The organism is Streptomyces nigrescens (assembly GCF_027626975.1).
Taxonomy (GTDB): Bacteria; Actinomycetota; Actinomycetes; order Streptomycetales; family Streptomycetaceae; genus Streptomyces; species Streptomyces nigrescens.
The window spans coordinates 217,693-235,948 of sequence record NZ_CP114203.1; the positions used below are offsets into that span (position 1 = coordinate 217,693).

11 protein-coding genes and 1 pseudogene are annotated in these 18,256 nt (G+C 69.0%); 3 read left to right on the top strand and 9 right to left on the bottom strand.

The annotated features are described in order from the left end of the window. Positions 1 to 16: 16 nt before the first annotated feature. The 5 genes from STRNI_RS01085 to STRNI_RS01105 all read right to left on the bottom strand — a co-directional run bounded on the left by STRNI_RS01085 (position 17) and on the right by STRNI_RS01105 (position 5,977). On the bottom strand, positions 17 to 223 hold the full coding sequence (locus STRNI_RS01085; RefSeq protein ID WP_109886511.1) for an MbtH family protein: 207 nt from the start codon (positions 221 to 223) through the stop codon (positions 17 to 19). A gap of 111 nt (positions 224 to 334) precedes the next feature. After that, complete coding sequence (locus STRNI_RS01090) at positions 335 to 1,111, bottom strand: thioesterase II family protein (protein WP_277410298.1); 777 nt, start codon at positions 1,109 to 1,111, stop codon at positions 335 to 337. Between the two features lie 154 nt (positions 1,112 to 1,265). Then, a complete protein-coding gene (locus tag STRNI_RS01095) occupies positions 1,266 to 3,083 on the bottom strand; it encodes a non-ribosomal peptide synthetase (RefSeq protein WP_159492449.1) in 1,818 nt (605 codons plus the stop codon). After that, complete coding sequence (locus STRNI_RS01100; protein WP_274740296.1) at positions 3,080 to 4,048, bottom strand: TauD/TfdA family dioxygenase; 969 nt, start codon at positions 4,046 to 4,048, stop codon at positions 3,080 to 3,082. Before STRNI_RS01100 ends, STRNI_RS01095 begins: the two co-directional genes overlap by 4 nt. A 639-nt stretch (positions 4,049 to 4,687) precedes the next feature. Continuing rightward, on the bottom strand, positions 4,688 to 5,977 hold the full coding sequence (locus STRNI_RS01105) for an MFS transporter (protein ID WP_277410299.1): 1,290 nt from the start codon (positions 5,975 to 5,977) through the stop codon (positions 4,688 to 4,690). A gap of 256 nt (positions 5,978 to 6,233) precedes the next feature. Between STRNI_RS01105 and STRNI_RS01110 the strand changes: the two genes are divergently transcribed. Continuing rightward, positions 6,234 to 7,088 carry a LuxR C-terminal-related transcriptional regulator gene (locus STRNI_RS01110; RefSeq protein ID WP_277410300.1) on the top strand — a complete coding sequence of 285 codons (855 nt, stop codon included), beginning with the start codon at positions 6,234 to 6,236 and terminating at the stop codon, positions 7,086 to 7,088. Between the two features lie 19 nt (positions 7,089 to 7,107). Here STRNI_RS01110 and STRNI_RS01115 read toward each other — a convergent pair whose 3' ends face one another. The 3 genes from STRNI_RS01115 to STRNI_RS01125 form a co-directional block, all read right to left on the bottom strand. Then, on the bottom strand, positions 7,108 to 8,400 hold the full coding sequence (locus STRNI_RS01115) for a condensation domain-containing protein (RefSeq protein ID WP_277410301.1): 1,293 nt from the start codon (positions 8,398 to 8,400) through the stop codon (positions 7,108 to 7,110). Positions 8,401 to 9,776: 1,376 nt separating this feature from the next. Then, complete coding sequence (locus STRNI_RS01120; protein ID WP_274740291.1) at positions 9,777 to 10,187, bottom strand: hypothetical protein; 411 nt, start codon at positions 10,185 to 10,187, stop codon at positions 9,777 to 9,779. A 743-nt stretch (positions 10,188 to 10,930) separates the two neighbouring features. Beyond that, on the bottom strand, positions 10,931 to 12,280 hold the full coding sequence (locus STRNI_RS01125) for an Ig-like domain-containing protein (RefSeq protein WP_277410302.1): 1,350 nt from the start codon (positions 12,278 to 12,280) through the stop codon (positions 10,931 to 10,933). Between the two features lie 572 nt (positions 12,281 to 12,852). On the opposite strand from STRNI_RS01125, the pseudogene STRNI_RS41760 reads away from it, so the two are divergent. Further along, positions 12,853 to 12,978 (top strand): annotated as a pseudogene (locus STRNI_RS41760) (nucleotidyl transferase AbiEii/AbiGii toxin family protein); the annotation flags it as partial. Here STRNI_RS41760 and STRNI_RS01130 read toward each other — a convergent pair. Beyond that, on the bottom strand, positions 12,971 to 13,156 hold the full coding sequence (locus STRNI_RS01130) for a hypothetical protein (RefSeq protein ID WP_239472482.1): 186 nt from the start codon (positions 13,154 to 13,156) through the stop codon (positions 12,971 to 12,973). The pseudogene STRNI_RS41760 and the gene STRNI_RS01130 overlap by 8 nt on opposite strands. Before the next feature lie 707 nt (positions 13,157 to 13,863). Here STRNI_RS01130 and STRNI_RS01135 point away from each other — a divergent pair. Further along, positions 13,864 to 18,174 (top strand): LamG-like jellyroll fold domain-containing protein, encoded by a 4,311-nt coding sequence (locus tag STRNI_RS01135; RefSeq protein WP_381286433.1) that lies wholly within the window; start codon positions 13,864 to 13,866, stop codon positions 18,172 to 18,174. The last annotated feature ends 82 nt before the right edge of the window (positions 18,175 to 18,256 follow it).

The following is an 18,256-nucleotide window of genomic DNA, read 5'->3' on the forward strand; positions in this document are numbered from 1 at the left end:
TGGAGACGGAGATGGGTCAGTTGCCGGTGGCGGGCTGCGGCGACAGGTCGCGCCAGTGCTCCTCGATGTGGTCGAGGCAGGCCTGATATCCGTCGGCGCCCCGGGTGACCGTCCAGCCCTGGGGAGGTGCAAGGTGCGACGGCCAGAGGGAGTGCTGGTGGTACTGGTTGACCAGGACGAGATAGGTGCCGTCGACGTCTTCGAAGGGGTGCGTGTGCGTCACGGGGAATGTCCTTTCAGGTGGCACGGAGCGGTGTGGGACGGAGCGGTGCGCGCGATGGGGCAGTGCGGAATGGCCGTGTGGGGCGGAGCGGACGGGCCCCGTCCGGCGGGCTCAGACTGCGGCGGGTGATGCCGGTGCGGTGAGCGGTGCGATGTAGGCCGGCAGCTGCCGCCAGATCTCCGGGGTGTAGAAGTGCCCGCCGGGCAGCACATCGTGGCGGTACGCACCGCGCGCGAGCCGGCGCCACTGGTTTCCGGCGTCCGGCTCGATGACGTCGTCGTCCGTCGCGGAGAGCATCTGGACCGGGACGCCTACCGTGGCCCCCGGCCGGCAGCGGAAGGTGTCACGGACCCGGATGTCCGCACGCATGAGCTCCACGGCCATCTCCTGGAGTCCCGGGTCCGCCAGGACGTGTTCGGGCATCAGGCCGTTGGTGCGCATCCAGTCCAGCAGCTCGGCGTCGGTGTCCTGGCGCGCGGGGAACATGTCCCGTGGAGTCAGTCCGCGGTCGGGTGCGTTGCACGAGGAGACGACCAGCGCCTCCGGTGCCGGGCCGGCCGCATCCTCGATCCGGGCTGCGACGTCGAAGGCCATCCATCCGCCCATGCTGTGGCCGAACAGGACGTACGGCCCGTCGACCGCGGAGAGCACGGCGGTGGTGGCATCCGCGGCGAGTTCCTCCCAGTCGGCCGCGTACGGCTCCAGGAAGCGCCCCTCCCGGCCGGGGTAGCAGATGGCGGAGAGGGCCACCTCGGCGGGCAGGCTGTCGCTCCAGGAATGGTAAGGCCCGGTGCCGCCGCCGCAGAAGCCCAGGCAGAGGAGCGTGCGGACGGTGTGGCGGTCCGGTGGTTTGATCGGGATGACGGTGGTGTCCTGAGGTCCGGCCATCGTGGCCATCTCCCTGTCTGTGTGGGGGCTCTGTGGTGCTTCTTTGGTGTCTCTGTGCCGTCTCTGTGGTGGCGGATCGCGGTATCCGCGGAGGCGACTCGGTGACGGTGGCGCAGGAGGTGCGCGGTGGCCGCGGGAGGGGGATGCCGGACCGTCAGCGGCCGGTGCGCAGGCTCTCGACGTGCCGCGCCAGGTCCCTGAGCCGCGGATGGCGGTAGACCTCGCGGGCCGACATGGCGACCCCCAGCTGCTTCTTCAGCCGGGCCACGACACGCAGGGCGATCAGCGAATGGCCGCCCATGGCGAAGAAGTCGTCGTCGGCCCTGATGTGCTCACGGCCGAGGACCTCGGACCATACGGCCGCGATCAGCGTCTCGGCCTCGCCCTCCGGAGCGCTCTCCGGGGCCGCCGAGGCCGGTTCGGGCGCGGGCAGGGCGGCGAGGTCGACCTTGCCGTTCACGGTCAGCGGTATCGCGTCGAGTGCGAGGTAGGTGGTCGGGAGCATGAACTGCGGCAGGACGGCGGCCAGATGCGCGCGGAGCGTCCCGGGAGTGGGTGTGCCGGTGGCAGGCGTGTCGCCCACGGCACCAGTCGCCGCGACGTAGTACGCGGCGAGCTGTTCGCCCGCGGCCGTGCCGCTGTGCAGGGTGACCACGGCGGCCGCCACGCCCGGATGGGTGGTCAGTGCGGCCTCGATGTCGCCCAACTCCACGCGGTATCCGCGGAGTTTGACCTGACGGTCGCTGCGTCCGCGGTATTCCAGTGAGTTGTCGGGGCGCCGGCGCACCAGGTCTCCGGTGCGGTACATCCGCGTGCCGTCGGCGGCGAACGGGTCAGCGACGAACCGCGTGGCGGTGAGCGCGGGCCGGTTCACATAGCCGACGGCCAGCTGCCGTCCGGCGAGGTAGAGCTCGCCCTCCTCGCCGAACGGCACCGGCCGCAGCGCGGTGTCGAGGACGTGGCACCTTACTCCCGGCAGAGGACGTCCGATGTGCGGAGCGGAGTCCTCGATCCAGGCAGCGGTGACGTCCACCGTGCACTCGGTGGGGCCGTAGAGATTGACCGCTTCGAGACGCCGGGCGTCGTGTGCGGCCGCCAGCTCCCGCCAGGTGCCCTCCGGTACCGGCTCGCCGCCCATGAACAGCCGGAGCGGTCGCCCCTCGGTGGAGCGTACGAGCAGGTCGTCGCGGAGCAGGGGCCAGTGCGACGGGGTCAGGTCGAGGTCGTGCACCCCGTGCTCGTCCAGGACTGCCCGCAGCAGGGCCGGGTCGGTGCGCTCCGCCTCCCCCAGGACGACCACGGTGTCGCCCCGGCACACCCGTGCCCACTGCTGGACCGAGGCGTCGAAGGAGACGCTGGCGTTCCAGGCGACGACCCGGTGCCGCTGGTCGTAGAGACCCGCCTCTTCCAGCCCGGCGACCAGTGCCGCCACCGCGCCCCGGGTGGATTCGACGCCCTTCGGTACGCCCGTGGAGCCGGAGGTGTAGATGACGTACGCCGGGGTCTGAGCGGAGACCGGTACGGGCGGTGCCGGAGTGTGCTCCGGGGCCTCCGGAGGGGGTGCGACCGGAAGGGTGCGGACACCTTCCGGCCACACCGGGCCGTCGCTTCCGCCGGTCAGCACCACGTCGATGCCCGCGTCGCGCACCATCGCGTGCAGGCGTTCCTGCGGATATGCGGGGTCGAGCGGTACGTAAGCGGCGCCGGTCCGCCAGACGGCGAGCAGCGCGACGACGAGGTCGGTACCCCGGGGCAGGCTGATCCCGATCCGCCGGCCGGGCGCGGCGCCGTGGCCGGCCAGCACTCCCGCCAACCGGGCGGTGTGCCGGTCGAGTTCGGCGAAGGTGAGCGCACCGTGATGGCTGACCGCGATCCGGTCCGGGGCCGCCGCGACGGCCTGCTGGAAGCGGGTCAGCAGATCGACGGTGTGGTCCGGTGCGGTGTGGCGGGGGTCTTCGAGGATCTCGGTCATGCCGCCCGCTCCTCTCCCGGGGCGGGCGGCACGGTGGGCCGACAGCCCGCGAGGTCGACGGGTTCGCCCATCGCGACGACGATGCGACGGTCGCCGCGGAAGGGGTCGCGGCCATGGGTGGCCAGCACGTTGTCGACGAGCAGCACATCGCCCGGCTGCCAGGTCTCGCGCACCGTCGCGCCCTCGTAGGCGGCGTTGATGGCGTCGAGTTCGTCGCGGCTCAGCGGCACGCCGTCGCCGAGGCCGGTCTCGAAGGGCAGGCCGTCCGGCCCGAATTCGTCAAGCAGCGCCTCTCGGATCTCCTCGTCCAGCGACCAGGAGTTCCAGAACGCCATGTGGTTGAACCAGACCTCCTCCCCCGTCTGCGGATGCCGGATGATCCCGGGCCGCAGTTGCCGGGTACGCAGTCCGCCCGAGGCGTCCCATTCGCAGGAGATGAGGTTGTCCGCGCAGTACTTCTCGGCCCCCTCCCGGGTGTCGGCGGCGAACGCGGTGCGCCAGTCCAGGGAGATGTGATCGGAGTAGTTGCGGGTCAGCAACCAGCCGGCCGAGCGCATCCGCTCGACGAGCGGAGTGGGTATCCGGCGGAGCACTTCGCGGCAGTCGGCGACCGGTGTCGCTCCGCCCTCCTCCGGCGCCGTCAGGCAGGAGAACAGCAGCAGACCGGGGAAGGTCAGGGTGTAGCTGTTCTCGTTGTGCATACGGATCGGCTGGTTGGGCGGGAGGTCGGTGGAGGAGTAGACGTCGTTTCCGTAGCTGCTGCGGGGGGTGGCCTTCTCGCGGTAGGGAGTGCGGCGGGGCACCAGTACGTCGCGTACCGTCGCGAAGTCCTCGACGTCACGGACCGGGAGGCCCCGCAGGTAGACCGCACCGTGCCGGTGCAGTGCCGTGCGCAGCTCCGCGTGGACCGAACCGAGCCACTCGGCTGCTTCGGCGGCGTCGGCGAAGCGGGGGACGTGTGCCATCGCCGGCTTACCGGGTTCGAGGGTCCAGACGGGGGGTCCCGCGGTTGCGGACCGGGAAGAGCTCATGGTTGGGCGCTGCCTCTCGTGTGGTTGCTGACGGTTGTCCTCGGATGCTGACCGGGGGAGGTCACCCCCATCCGGTGTCGTTCCGGGTCCCGGACGGCTGGGGCATGTGCTGCGCGGGGTCGGAGAGCGAAAGCATGGAATTCCTTTCACGTCATGCGGAAGGGGTGGACGGTTCCGGCGGGGGGAATCGGCGCGGCAAGTGGAATCGGTGCGATACGTCGAATCGGCACCGGACTCGGCTCGGTGCACCGCACCCGGCTCGGTCCGTCCCGCGTACTGAGCACGCGACGTTCTGCCGAAATGCGCTGCGGAATTGCTCGGGCTCCGGGCCCCGGGTGCCGGTCGCATTTTCGGGCCGTGCCGACCCGCTTCACGTTGTCATCGGGAAAGGCGTGCACCAAGAGCGTTCGGGGAGGGTGTTCATGCCTGTCGCATAAAGGAGAGGGGACAAAAGGGGCATCCGTGGATGCGGGTCCGGAGCGGCCGGCGCCCCGTCGGCACGGCGTGGACGGGTGGGAACGAACCCAGACGAGCCCTGGCGAGCACGCAAGAGGGGCACGGCCTTCGTCCGGTTCAGCTCAGTTCGGCCTCGCGCGCGGGCAGGTCGCGGCGGGAGCGGATCGGGGACCACACCAGGATCAACGCCGCCAGCGGCATGCCTGCGGTCAGCAGCCACATCGTCGCCCTCACCCCCACCAGCGTGCCGAGGCCACCTGCGAGTAGCGCGCCCAGCGGCAGGGTTCCGTAGTTGAGGAACGCCGAGCAGGCAGTCACCCGGCCGAGGACACCGGAGGGGCAATACCCCTGGATGAAGCCTGCCTTGATGATGTTTCCCGCCACCACGCCGAGTGCGGCAGCGCCGTAGCCGACGACGAAGAACGCCAGTCCGGCGCCGTCACGGGTGAGCGCCATCAGCGGGGCGAGGGCGGGCACACCCAGCTCGAACAGGAGCAGGGCCCGAGCAGTGCCGAGCCGGGCCGCGCCCCGGCGCACCAGCAGCGCGCCCAGGACGCCCCCTGCGCCGCCGAGACCCACCAGCGCCCCCACCGCACCGGAGGACAGACCGATGTCCCGCACCAGGAAGACGACGAGCAGGGCCTGACAGCCCCCCAGAGCGAGGTTCGAGGCAGCTCCGAAGAGAGTGAGGCTGCGCAGATAGGGATCGTGGGCGACCAGCCGCACCCCCTCCCGTACGTCCCCGAGCAGCGGCGCGCGGCGTCCTGGCCGGGAGGCCGCTGCCGGCGGCTCGCGGTGCCGGATGCGGCCTACGCACAGGAAGGAGATGAGGAAGGTCGCCGCGTTCGTCAGCATGCCGTCGACCGCGCCGGCGGCCTGTGCGATCAGGCCTCCGGATCCCACACCGGCGATCTGCGCCGCGGCGGCGCTCCCGTGCAGCTTCGCGTTCCCCTCGGCCTGGTCCGGGGCGCTGAGCAGGGTGGGGAGGTAGGCGGTGTACGCAGTCTGGAAGAAGACGGCCGCCGAGCCCACCAGCAGGGCGACCAACAGCAGTTGGCCGATGCCGAGCACACCGCACCATGCGGCAATTGGGACGCTCAGGAACAGGGCGCACGAGACGGCGTCGCAGACCAGCATGACCGTGCGGCGGCGCAGCCGGTCCACCCAGACTCCGGCGGGCAGCCCGATGACGAGCCAGGGCAGCCAGGTCGCGGCGTTGAGCAGGCTCACCGCGAAGGTTCCGGCATGCAGCACGGAGACGGCGGCCAGCGGCAGCAGCACACCCGTGACGGACACGCCGAACTTGCCCGCGGTCTCCCCATACCACAGCTGCCGGAAGTCCCGGTGCCGGCGTAACAGTCCGCCGCCCGCGCTGCCTGCCTCCCGGTGCCCGGTCTTCACCGGCACGGGGAGGTGCCCGTCTGCTCCATGTTGACTGGCTGTTGATCAAGCATGTCTAGCGTGCCTTCCGATCGGGGGATATCTCTGATGGGGCTGAGGGATGATGAATACGTCAGAACCACTGGGGCGAATTGAGCTCAGCGAGGAAGCGTCGCGCGTATTCGGTTACGCCGCGCAGCGCGCCGTATGCGGCATCGAGGAACTCACCGCCGTGGGACTCGACAGTGCGGACGCGGAACGAGCGGTAAAGGAACTCGTGGAAATGCGATTACTCTGCCGCGCCGAAGGAGCAGCCGACCGGTTGACCGTGGTGCCGCCCCGGACCGCCGCGGACCGGTTGCTGCGTCCCTTGGAGCGCCATGTGCGGGAGCGCTATGAGGAGATCGAGCGGCTCCGGGAGACGTTCGCATCGCTGCTCCCTGCCTACGAGTCGGGGCGGGCGCGTCGTTCGGACGCCGAGCCGATCGAGCTGCTCACCGACCTGAGGACCGTCCAGGAGACCATCGAGGAGTTGACGATCGGCGCCCGGCAGGAGGTGCTCACCGCCCAGCCGGGCGGTGCCCGTTCCGCCCGCGCGCTCCAGGAGGCGGATGAGCGGGACCGGCGGATGCTCACGCGCGGCGTCCAGATGCGCACCCTCTACCAGCATCCCGCCCGCTACGACCAGCCGACGATCGACCACGTCCGGCGTGTGATGAACCTCGGAGCGGAGGTGCGGACGCGGACCGACGGCCTGTGCCGGCTGCTCGTCTTCGACCACCGCGTGGCCCTGCTGGGGCTGCGGGACGACCCCGAGGCGGCCCTGCTGGTGCGCGAGCCGCATATCGTCCACTACATACGGGTGTTCTTCGACTGTCTGTGGCGCGATGCCTCGCTCTTCCCGGTCAGTTTCGACTCGGCCGCTGCCGTCCGGATCTCCGGCGAGATCCAGGAGTCGATCGTCGCCATGCTGTCGGAGGGACTGGAGGACAAGTCGATCGCGCGGCGTCTGGGGATGTCCGTACGCAGCTGTCAGCGCCACGCCTCGGAAATCATGAAGGCGGTCAACGCGAAGAGCCGGTTCCAGGCGGGGTATGTGCTCGGGCGGCTGCATGCCGCGGCGCGGGACCGGGAGTAAGCCGGGGATCGCCCGCACGTCACCGGAGCCGGCGCAGGGCTCGTACGGGGACGCCCGGATCCACACCGGCCAGTTCGCGTACGAGCCCGCCGAGGCCCTCGGCGTGCCGGGCTGCTTCCTCCGCCGTGTAGTTGGCGGGGTTCGCTTCCACGCACACGCTGGTGCCGGCGTCCTCGGAGTGCACGTCGAAGTACAGGCCGAGGTCCGGGATGGGCCCGGTGACCAGTGTGCGCACCACGCCGGTGGCCGATCCGAAGCGCAGATCGCGGTCGAAGTTGACAATGTTCACCACCGGTCCGACGCTGTGCTGTTCCGGGCCCGCGGCGAGCGTGCGCCGGAACTCCTCGTAGCGGTAACGGTGGTGGCGCAGCGCCTGCCCGATCTGGCGGTCCGTCCGCTGGAAAGCGTCGGTCACCGACCGCTCCGGCTCCACGGGCACCCGGAACGGCAGGAGGTTCGCCATCGGGGCGACGACATTGCGCAGCAGGCGGGTGGGCCGGCTCGTCGCGGAGCAGCCGAAGGTCACCTCGTCGGCGTCGGTGAGCTGCCACAGATAGAGGGCGGCGGCGGTGATCAGGAAGCGCGCGGTGGACACCTCCAGCCGCTCGCTCCGGGCTCGGACGGCGTCGACCACCTGCCGTGGCAGATGGTGGCTGTACTGCAAGGTGACAGGTGCGGGCGGAGCGTCCGCCCGGAGCCGGCCGGTGGCCGGCCAGTCGAGCGCGACCTTCTCCCAGAACTCCCGGTCGGCCGCATACATCCGGCCGGCCCGGTAGGCGCGGTCGTGCTCGACGGCGGCCGTGACCGGCGCGAAGGGGTTGGGTTCGCGAGGGGAACCGGTGTGCATCGAGTGGTAGAGGGCCGCGGTCCTGCGGGCAACGGCGGCAGTTCCATGGCCGTCCGTGATGATGTGGTGGAAACGGCGATACCAGAAGTGGCGGTCCCTCGATACCTTGATCAGCGCACCGGCCAGCAGAGAACCGCAGGTCAGGTCGACCGGGCGGGCCATCTCGGCACGCATCCAGGCCACCGCCGCCGCGTCGGGGTCGGGCCGCTCACTCATGTCGAGGACCTCGAAGGACCATTCCGCGGGCCCCAGTTCCTGGTAGGGCGTCCCGTCGGTGGCGACGAGGAACCGTGCGCCGAGCGATCCTGCTTCGTCCACGGCGGTGCGGGCGGCCGCTTCGAGGAGCTTCGCGTCGACGGCGCCGGTGATTTCGTAGTAGTCACCCACGTTGTAGACCGGACTGCTCGGTTCGAGCACCTGCGATATCCAGATCTCCAGCTGCCCCGCGGTCAAAGGGGATTGCACGTTTCCGCTCCAGAGGTCTAGGGAACCGTTGTCCGCCCAGCCTGGCAGCCGCGCCGGGCACCGCACAGGCCGTGCCGGGGGTGTGTCTGCGCCAGTCGTGGACCCGAGGGGGCGCGGCGCCCGGCGCTCCGCGCCGAGGAACGTGGGCGCATACTCGGTTGGCGAACATCAAGGACGCGGAACACGCTCGGCGCTGGTTGGAAGCGCAAGGGGTGACGCAGAACGGCCCGCGCTGACGCACGAACGCGCAAATTTTCTCGGGCAGGCCGACAAGCGTCAGCCTGTTGGAGCGGGTGGTGCCCTGCCGTCGTCTTCTCGTTGCGGCTTGGCGTGCATCGAGCCGTGAGAGAGGCTCCGCAAACCTACGAGTGCGTCAGCGGGGGGAGTCAGCATCGCGCTGGGCATGGGTACGTTCGTCGCCGACTCGAAGTAGGCTGGCTCAACCTCAAACTGCACGGCCGGCCGTGTTTCCCGTCAGCCTGCACTGGGGGGCCTGTTCGCCATGCACCTCTTACACATCGAAGCGTGGATCGGCGACGGATGGCAGCGCGTCGTGCGGCTGGGGGACTACGAGCCGCCCAAGGACGGCAGCTGGGACGACGACCTGACAAATGCGCCTGAGACCTTCTTGGGGGCCACCCCCGGCACGTTCTGGATCGACACCGCCGACAGCGCACACGCTGCGGGTCGTCCTCCACCTGCGGCGTGTTCTCGGCCGTGTATGTCCCCGCCGATAGCGCGTGCGCGCCAACCCCCGCTCCCCGACATTCTCGGGAGCCTCCTCACCCAGCAGCCCTGCCAGGTGCGTCCGTTAGGCGCTGGCGAGGAAGTAGACCGCGGCCGCGGCCAGGGCGAGAGCGGTCAGGACAGCCCCTCGCCCTGGTCGACGACATCCCGCCGGTAGCCGGACGCCCGGGACCCAGACGCGTTCGCCTTGCAAGCACGCTCAGCAGCCGTCTTCGGTTCCACATGGTTGGCTGACCAACGTCTTCTCGGCCCCGGGGAGCACCCACCGTGCCGAAGAGATGCGACTTGGTGAACATAGCGGTGTGGCCCCGGCCGTATGCGTCCCATCACGGGACCGGGGCCTATCCTGGCACTCCACTCCGGCGCGGCCGCAAAGAGCCCAGCCCGGCTCGGTGCCGGGGCTGGGCGGTGTTGGGCGGCCGGAGCGCACCGACGTGCGAAGGACAGTGCGCCCGGCCTCTTCCCGCCCATCGGAGGCGGGCTCTGCCAACGATGTTATGAGCGTGGCGGGCGCGTCGCGATGTGGCGGTGCTCGTCGAAGGACATCAACGCAGCCGCGTCCCCGGGAACGGTGAGACCGGCCTGTCGGAGGCAGTAGCGCGCACCGGACGCATTCTCGTGGACCGCCTTCAACCAAGCCCGGCCTCGACCTCCAGGTAGCGGCGGCCGCCGGGGCCACGGACCTCCACAGTCTCGAAGCCCCAGCTGCGCAGCACCGCCTGGCAGCGCTGGAGCTGCTCCTGTTCCTGGTAGCGAGCGCCACTCCCCCGCGGTCCCACCCAGCGCACCTGGACCTGCCCGGCCTGGCCGCCTTCGCTGGTGCGGTACCCGGTCCGCGCCGCCTCGCCGGCCCGATCGACGGCCGACGGGGGAAGGCCTTCAGCTTCCAACAGCAGGCTCACCGTGCGCAGCAGCCGACGCTGCTCCCACTCGGCAGGGCGCGCACCCGGGTCGGATCCGAGGTTGGTGAGGTTGCGGATGTTGCGGATGCCGTCAAGCGCGGATCGCAGCTCAGCTGACCGCGCCCCGGTCTGCCCCATCTCCGCCTCGTCGGGAGGTTCAGCACCGGTGTGTACTCGCAGGCGGCCCGCTTGGCCGTGCTGGTCCTTCATCGTCACCCCGAGCTGGTTCGGCTTTCTCTGTACGACGGTACGGCGCTGTGTCTTGCGTGGTGCTCGTTGGCGAGACCTGGTTGGTGCGGGAGCTGGTCAGTCCCGGATCGCGGGTGTGGCCTGGTCGGAGAGGAGCAGCACCGGAGGCTGAGTTGGGTGGGGTCGTCGTCGGCAGCCGCGGAGTCGGGGAGGAAGTCGTAGAAGCCGCCGATGGCTTCCATCCGGTGCACCAGGTTCAGCAGGTCGGACGGCCTGTGCGGGTCGAGCTTCCCGCACGCCTGGAGCACCTTGCTTTCGATTTACCCGAATGCTGCTGCGGGGAGCCGGCCGCCGGGGCCGAACGCTGCCCGGCTGGCGCTCAGGTATCCGCAGGGCGGCGGCCTGAGTCTCTTGTGCCCGGAAGAATCACGTGAACAAGGGCCGCGTTCGCCAGCTCAACAGCCTCAGATGCCTTGTCGGCTGGCCCGCGCAGTCCCCCTCCTGGACGCGGGCGTGTCCGGGCTTCGAGCTGCTTCGGCACGGGGCGAACGACGTCGTGGGTCGCGAGGACGGCCGGTCGGCGCGGACCGAGGACGTACGGCCGACGGGCGGGCGGCGCAGCGGATCGACTGCCCCTGCGAAAGGGTCTGGCAGCGCCCAGGGGGCGCCGCCAGACCCGGCGGCGGTCGCCCCTACTCGGACAGCGACTTGGCGAAGAGGCCGTAGAGCTGCTTGTGCGCGTCGTCCTGCGTCGGGTAGAGCACGAGGACGCGGATGACCAGCTTGCCGCCCTTGGGGACTACGTGGCTGCCCTCGGGGGGCGAGCCGAGGAGGACGTCCCCGTTGGATCCGTCGTCGATGATCATTCCCCAGAACGTGCTGGTGAACTCCTTGTACAGCACCGATCCGACCGGAAGCTGGCCGAACCCGACGTTCCAATGCTTCACATTGGATTCGCCGGCGTGCATGGTGATGTCATAGGAGTAGATGTACTTCTGTGTTTCCCAGTCCTGCCAGCTGGAGTTGAATTTGTAATCGACGGTGAGGTTCTTCTTCGCCGCAGTGAAAGTGACCGTGTCCGGTTCCGATTCTTGGCTGCCGCGCACGGCCTTCGCTGTCACCGTGTGACTGCCCAGGCTCCATCCGCCTTCGTGGGAGAAGGACCAGTTCTGACCGTTCACCTTGGCGCTGCCGAGCTTGGTGCCGCCCTCGGTGAGGGTAACCGAATCGGCGTTGAAGGCGACGCCGTCGATCGAGGCTCCGGGGTCGACTTCCGCGCCGTTCTGGGGCGACCTGACGTCCACGACGGGGTTCGGGAGCGTGGCGTAGAAGCGCAGATACACCTTGCCCGAGGTCACGTCGTCGCGCACGGCCACGGCGGCGAGATCGTGCTGCCCGAGCGGCCAGTCAGCGTCCGGGGTGTACTCCCACTTGTTGCCCTTGACCGGGCAAGTGCCCAGCTGCTTGGCACCCTCGTAGAGCAGCACCTGCTGCACGTCGGGGGCGGCTGTGCCCTGGACTGGCTGGCGGCGGTTCTCGGTCGGCGCGCCGGCCGTAGGGGCGGTGAAGACCGGGAGCGGCACCGGCTGAGCGAAGGCGAGGGCGGACTGGGCCTGGTCGTTCCACGTGCCGGTCGGGCTGCCCGCCAGAGGGATCTTCGTCATGTCGTCGATCGACGTGCCGGCCTTGACGGGCAGCTGGCTGCCGCCCTGATTGGTGCGCGTGAAGAGGATGTTGTCGTTGTCGGTGTTGTTGACGACGGCGCTCACGCCGTCGTCGCTCTGGTCGAATCCGTAATCGCTGAAGTTGTTCGCCGTGCCCTTGGCCGGAATGACGAGAATCTTGTCCCGCGGTCCGCCCACGTTGTAGTTGACGTCGGCGAATAACGCGAAGGCGCCTGCGGGGGCCTTGTCCTTGCCCCGGCCGCGGATTACGTACGGCTCGTCGGCGGCTTTTCCGTTCCCGTCTACCACTCTCGACCTCGCTCTCTCAGTGCTGAGTTTTTCATCGCAAAGGCTGCCCGCGGCCTGAGTCCCCGTCAATTTCGGTAGATTTGTTCGACGGCGATCAGGCCAGATTCCGCGCTGGCCGGATTGCGCTTGGAAGTGGCCGGGGAATTGCGGTAGTGCTCATTCCACCGCAATGGCCGCGCACCGCACCCGTATTCACTGTCCGCGTCCGAGCGGCGGCCGCACCGGGCGGAGTCCGCACGTGGGCAGCCCTGTGACCGCGCACCGCCTGTTCGATGGCTTCGGGGTAGGCCTGCCGCCTCGAGTGCTCGGCAAGGGCTGATCAGAGGTGGATGACTTACCTAACGTGCCTTAACTGTACGTATGCCCCTCACCAGGGAATTTGCTTGTCAACGCTAGATGAGGGCGGCGTGCTGCCGCTGCACATCGCGTGGTCGGGCCTGCGGACCTACAGTCTGGACCGTGCAGGTCAGCGCATAGTGCTACCGGACCGTCCTGGCGGAGGGGCAGCCCGACGCCTGACCTCGCTGCTCGACGGGGGCTTGCTCGTCTCGCAGTGGCCCGTGGCGCGCACCCAGCCGGCGCATCCGCGAGGTGCGGGAAGCGGCCTTCCCCGCTCTGGCCGGCGGAATGTCCGCAGCCGCGTGAACCTCAGCGCACTCCACCGCTGGCTCCTGGCCGACGTTCTCACCATCGGCACCCCCTACCCCCTGGTCATCACCGGCGGCTACGCCGTCCAGGCACACGGGCTGGTCGACCGCCTCAGCCGGCATCCGGGCGGGCAGCTACTGCGTCGACTCCGGCTCCACGCAGCTTGCGGGCGAGGTACTCCACCTCGGGCAGCGTTCCTGAGTAGGCCCCTTCCAACACCTGGCCCGCGACAGACTTGACCTCCGTCAGGCCAAGGCCGAGTTCAGCGCGCAGGACCCGCATGACAGTGACACGCACCGCCGACGCATTCGGCAGGCGCAACGTAGCCGGCCCATGGTCGGCGAGCAGCCGATCCCGCAGCCGGGCAGGGAGGCCCTGGCCGCAGTCAGCCGTCGCCTGCCCGCATGCCGAACACACGGACTCCACGTCCCACCGCAACGAGCCACCGACCAGGCAGTGGACGCCCCAGCACTCCAGCCATGCACCACAGTCCACGCATGGAGCGCTGTACCTGACGGATTCGAAGACCGGCTCTTCCACACCCACCCCTCAACCACCATGAGGCTATGTGGTCAGCAAACCTCCGCGGCAGAGGGGTATTGGTGCTGCGGTATGACTTGCCACTCCCCCGAGTGGCTCTTCTCTGAGCTGCTGAGTCGAACCCAGCCGATGACGCCGCCCCTGTTACTGCCGTCCGACAATGACTGCACGTGCGGCCCTGCCGGACAAGCTGTGTCAGGCGCTCAACTTGCCGCAGAAGTGCATTGCCTACCGCCCGGCCCTGGGGCGCCGTCATGCTGGCGCATTCTCGCTCCGAATACGGCTTGAAGTCATACAACCCCGTAGCGTAGTGATGGCTGTCACGTGGCTTTCTGAGCCGGAATGCCGGTTCCACTCCATAAATGCCGCTTTATGGAGGTATCCAGGCGAACGCACTTGCGTATACGTTCCCGCCCACAACTTCTTCATGGAATCTTCATTTTTGTGGGCGGGGGATGACGGGGATGCCTGTCTCGGTGCGTCGAAGACGCTTTCATCGGGTGTTATCGGCGGGGATGGGCGGGCTGCTGACAGCAAGCCTGCTGCCCGCGATCCTCGGCCACTCCGCCTGGGCCGCGACTCGCCCGTCGGAAGGCGCAACGACCACCGCCGCGGCACACGAGTCGGACGGCCAGGCCCCTACCGAGGATGCCGCCCTGGAGCAGGCCAAGCGCACAGGGCGGGAAGTCGAAGTCGCTTCGCTGCGCGGCGAGTCGGCCGATGTCGTGGCCACGGCGGAGGGCAAGCTCCAGGCCCGGCAGTACCTGCGTCCTGTCCGCACCAGGGTGTCGGGACAGTGGAAGGACATCGACACCGACCTGGCCAGGCAGAGCAATGGGACGGTAGCGCCGAAAGCTACGGCCGTAGGCCTGGCGTTCTCCGGCGGCGGCGACAAACCACTGGTGACGATGCGCAAGGCGGGACGCGAGCTGGCACTGTCCTGGCCGGGGCCGCTGCCCGCTCCGGTGCTCGACGGCGCATTGGCCACGTATCGCGACGTACTGCCCGGTGTGGACCTGCGGATGGGTGCGCAGGCGGACGGATTCACCCAGCTGCTGATCGTCAAATCGGCTCAGGCCGCCGGCAGTCCCGAACTCGGGCAGCTTCGGCTGAAGCTGGCGGCGGACGGCGTGGACGTCATGGAGACCGCTGCCGGTGGTCTGAACGCGGTTGACCAAGGCGCCGGCTCGTCGGTATTCGAGGCGCCGACGCCGCTGATGTGGGACTCCAGCACGGGCACCGGTGCCAGCGCTTCCCACAAGACGCTCAAGTCCCGGAAGGCCGCTGGGAAGGCGAGCCGTTCCGGCGCGGACGGTGCCGAGGGTGATGAGCCCTCGGCCGGTGAGTCGGGCAAGCTCGCACCTGTGGGGGTGGACGTCCCTGCGGGCCAAGACCAGGTCGTCCTCAAACCCGACGCCGAGGTCCTCAAGGGCAAGGACACTGTCTACCCCGTCTTCATCGACCCTCAGTGGTCCACTCCGCGGGCAACGTCGTGGACGATGGCGTCGAAATACTGGGCGTCGTCCCCGCAGTGGAAGTTCAACGGCGATCATGACGCAGGCATGGGCTACTGCAACTGGAACTACTGCCAGCCCAACGACACGAAGCGGCTCTTCTACCAGGTGCCGACTTCCTCCTTCGCCGGCAAGTCGATCCTGTCGGCGGAGTTCGTGGTCCGCAACACCTGGTCTGCCTCCTGCAGCAAGCGAGAGGTCGAGCTGTGGCGGACCAAGGCCATCTCCTCCTCGACGACCTGGAATTCGCAGAACGAGTCCGGATTCTGGCAAAAGCACCTGTCCTCGGACAGCTTCTCGTACGGCTATGAGGGGTGTGCGGCCAAGGACGGCGAGTTCAACGTCAGGTCGGCGGTGCAGCAGGCGGCGGACAGCAAATGGCCGACGCTGACGTTCGGGCTGAAGGCCGGCAGCGAGAGCGACGGATACGCGTGGAAGAGGTTCTCGGACAAGGCGTATCTGCGGGTGACGTACAACCGGCCGCCGCCGCAGGTGAGGCCCTCGCAGCTGACGATGGAGTACGGCGGCACCTGCAAGAAGTCCGGGGCTCCCGCTCGGATCCGCACCCGGGGCAAGATCCACGCCACCCACATCACCGACCCGGATCACGACAGGATTCAGGTCCAGTTCCAGGCCAGCTGGGACTCCGGAGACGGCAAGGGCACCACCGCACGGTGGAAGCCGGGACTGACCACAGCGAAGCAGTCCGGCCGGGACTTCATCGTCAGCCTGCCCGCCTCGATTCCGACAAACAAAACGGTGAGCTGGGCCGTGCGGACCTACGACGGCGCGCAGTACTCCCCATGGTCGTTCACCGGGTCAGCCGAGGCGTGCTACTTCGTCCTCGACACCAAAGTGCCCGCGGCCCCCACGATCAGCTCAGGGGAGTATCCCACCTCCGACCCCGAGAACCCGGACGATCCCTGGTACGACGGGGTCGGCCAGTACGGCACCTTCACCGTCGCGGACAGTCATCGTGACGTGAACCGCTACGTGTACGGCATCAACGGCGACCCGTCCAGCAGGAACACGGTCACGACCAGTGCCGGCGCGGCGCGGAACATCTCGGTCCAACCGGAGAAGCCCGGGCTGAACTTCGTCACCGTCCAGGCCTTCGACGCGGCCGGCAACAACAGTGAGATCCGCACCTACCGGTTCCGTGTCAAGGCCGGCCAGCCCGAGCGCGCCACCTGGCAGTTCGACGAGCCGGCCGGCGCCACCGAGGCGAAGGGTTCCACCCCGGCACGGACCGCCGACCTCCACGGCGGCGCCACACCCGGTGCGGACGGGGTGGCAGGCACTGCCCTGTCCCTCAACGGCACCGATGGCTACGCGGCCACCGACATCCCCGTCGTCGACACCTCCCGCGGCTTCTCCGTCTCCGCCTGGGTCCGCCCACGGGAGATCCCCGACCATCCGGCGATCGTTGCCACCCAGCCGGGCAACAACCGGCCGGGCTTCGAGCTGTACTACTCCTCCGACCTCAAGCGGTGGGTGTTCAACCAGTACACCGCCGACAGCCCCGACGCCGGCATCGCCCGCGCGATGGCCGCCCAGCCCGGCGGTGTCACCGCCAACGCATGGACCCATCTGGTGGGTGCCTACGACAGCACCGCCAAGGTGCTTCAGCTCTACGTCGACGGCAAGCTGGCCGGCCAGACGCCGTACACCACCGCGTGGAACGCCCGCCGCGGCCTGCAGCTGGGTGCCGGTTCCTACGGGGGTACGTCCGGCTCCTTCTTCCCCGGGTCCATCGACGAGGTGCAGATCTTCGACAAGTCCGTCTCCGCCGGTGAGGTCACCCGGCTGTACAACAAGGAGCGCATCCATGGCCCCGGGCGGCCGGCCCGCGCGGTCTTCCCGCTCGACGAGCCGGCCGCGGCGCAGCAGGTGACCGCGCACGGCGAGGTCCTGGAAGCCGTCCTGCACGGCGGTGCCGAACCCGGCACAGCAGGAGTGGCGGGCAACGCCCTGGCCCTGGACGGCAAGGACGACCACGCCTCGGTGGACGCGGCGCACTTCAACACCGAGCGGTCCTATGCGGTCACCGCCTGGGCCCGGGTCACCGACGCCACCCGCAACCAGACCGTCGTCGCGCAGGACGGCAGCTTCCTCAGCGCCTTCTACCTGTCGTACGAGGCCTCCGGTGGGGTGTGGAGTGCCCGGTTGGCCAGCAAGGACGCCACCGACGGCAACGTCACCCAACAGCGCATCGCCTCGAAGCAGAAGGTGACCATCGGCAAGTGGGCGCACCTGGCCGCCGTGCACGACACGATCGATAACACCGTGAGCCTGTACGTCAACGGCATCCTGCAGGGCAGCACCGCGGCGTCGCAGTCCTGGTACGGCGACGGTGCCCTGCAGATCGGTCGGGCTCTCTACCGGGGCGCGTACACGGACTACCTCACCGGTCAGATCGATGACGTGCGTGCCTTCGACCGCCCGGTGTCCGAGGGGGAAATCCACCAGCTCGTGCAGCGTCGACCGGTCCTGACCGGCCGCTGGCAGTTCGACCAGGCGGCTGATCCGGGGGCCAACTCCGTTGCGCGGGGGCCGGCCATGTTGCTGGGAGGCAGCGCGAAGCAGGTACCTGGTGCGGGCTTCCTGGGTGAGGGCGGTCTGGTCCTGGACGGAAAGCAGCAGGACTATGCCTCCAGCGCCCTGCCGTTCGACACGAGTGAGAGCTTCACGGTGACGGCGTGGGTCCAGGCGGCGTCGGTACCGTCCCGTCCTTCGGCGCTGGTCAGTGCCGAAGGAACCAATACCAGCAGCTTCGTCAGCGGCTTCATCCCCAATCCCAAGGACCCCACAGCGGAGGGCTTTTGGACTCTGGCAATGCCGCGGGCGGACACGGTGGACGCAGAGCTTGACTGGGCCGGTAACGCGCAGTCCTTCAACAGCGTCACGGACTGGAATCACATCGCGATCGTCTACGACGGCTTCGCCAAACAGGCACGAATCTACGTCAACGGGCAGCTTGGCGAAGCTGCCTGTATCGACGGCAACGACGACGGACAGGCCGACGACGCGGCCTGCATCGAAGCGGTCCCCTGGGCGGAGAACGTCATCTCTTTCAGGGCACTGAAGTCCCTGCAGCTCGGACGGGACAAGGGCCATGGTTCCTTCGGGGACTACTGGCCCGGCGCGATCGACGACGTGTGGACGATCCAGGGTGCGCTCAGTGACACGCAGGTCAGCCGGATCGCAAGCGAGATGGACGGCATGCCGACCGAAGTGCCCGACGTGCCCGGCGAGGGCTGACCGTGTGGCGTGCGGCCATGGGCCGCACGCCACCACACACCGAGCAGACATTTCCTGACGTAGGCAACACCGCGGCGCCATG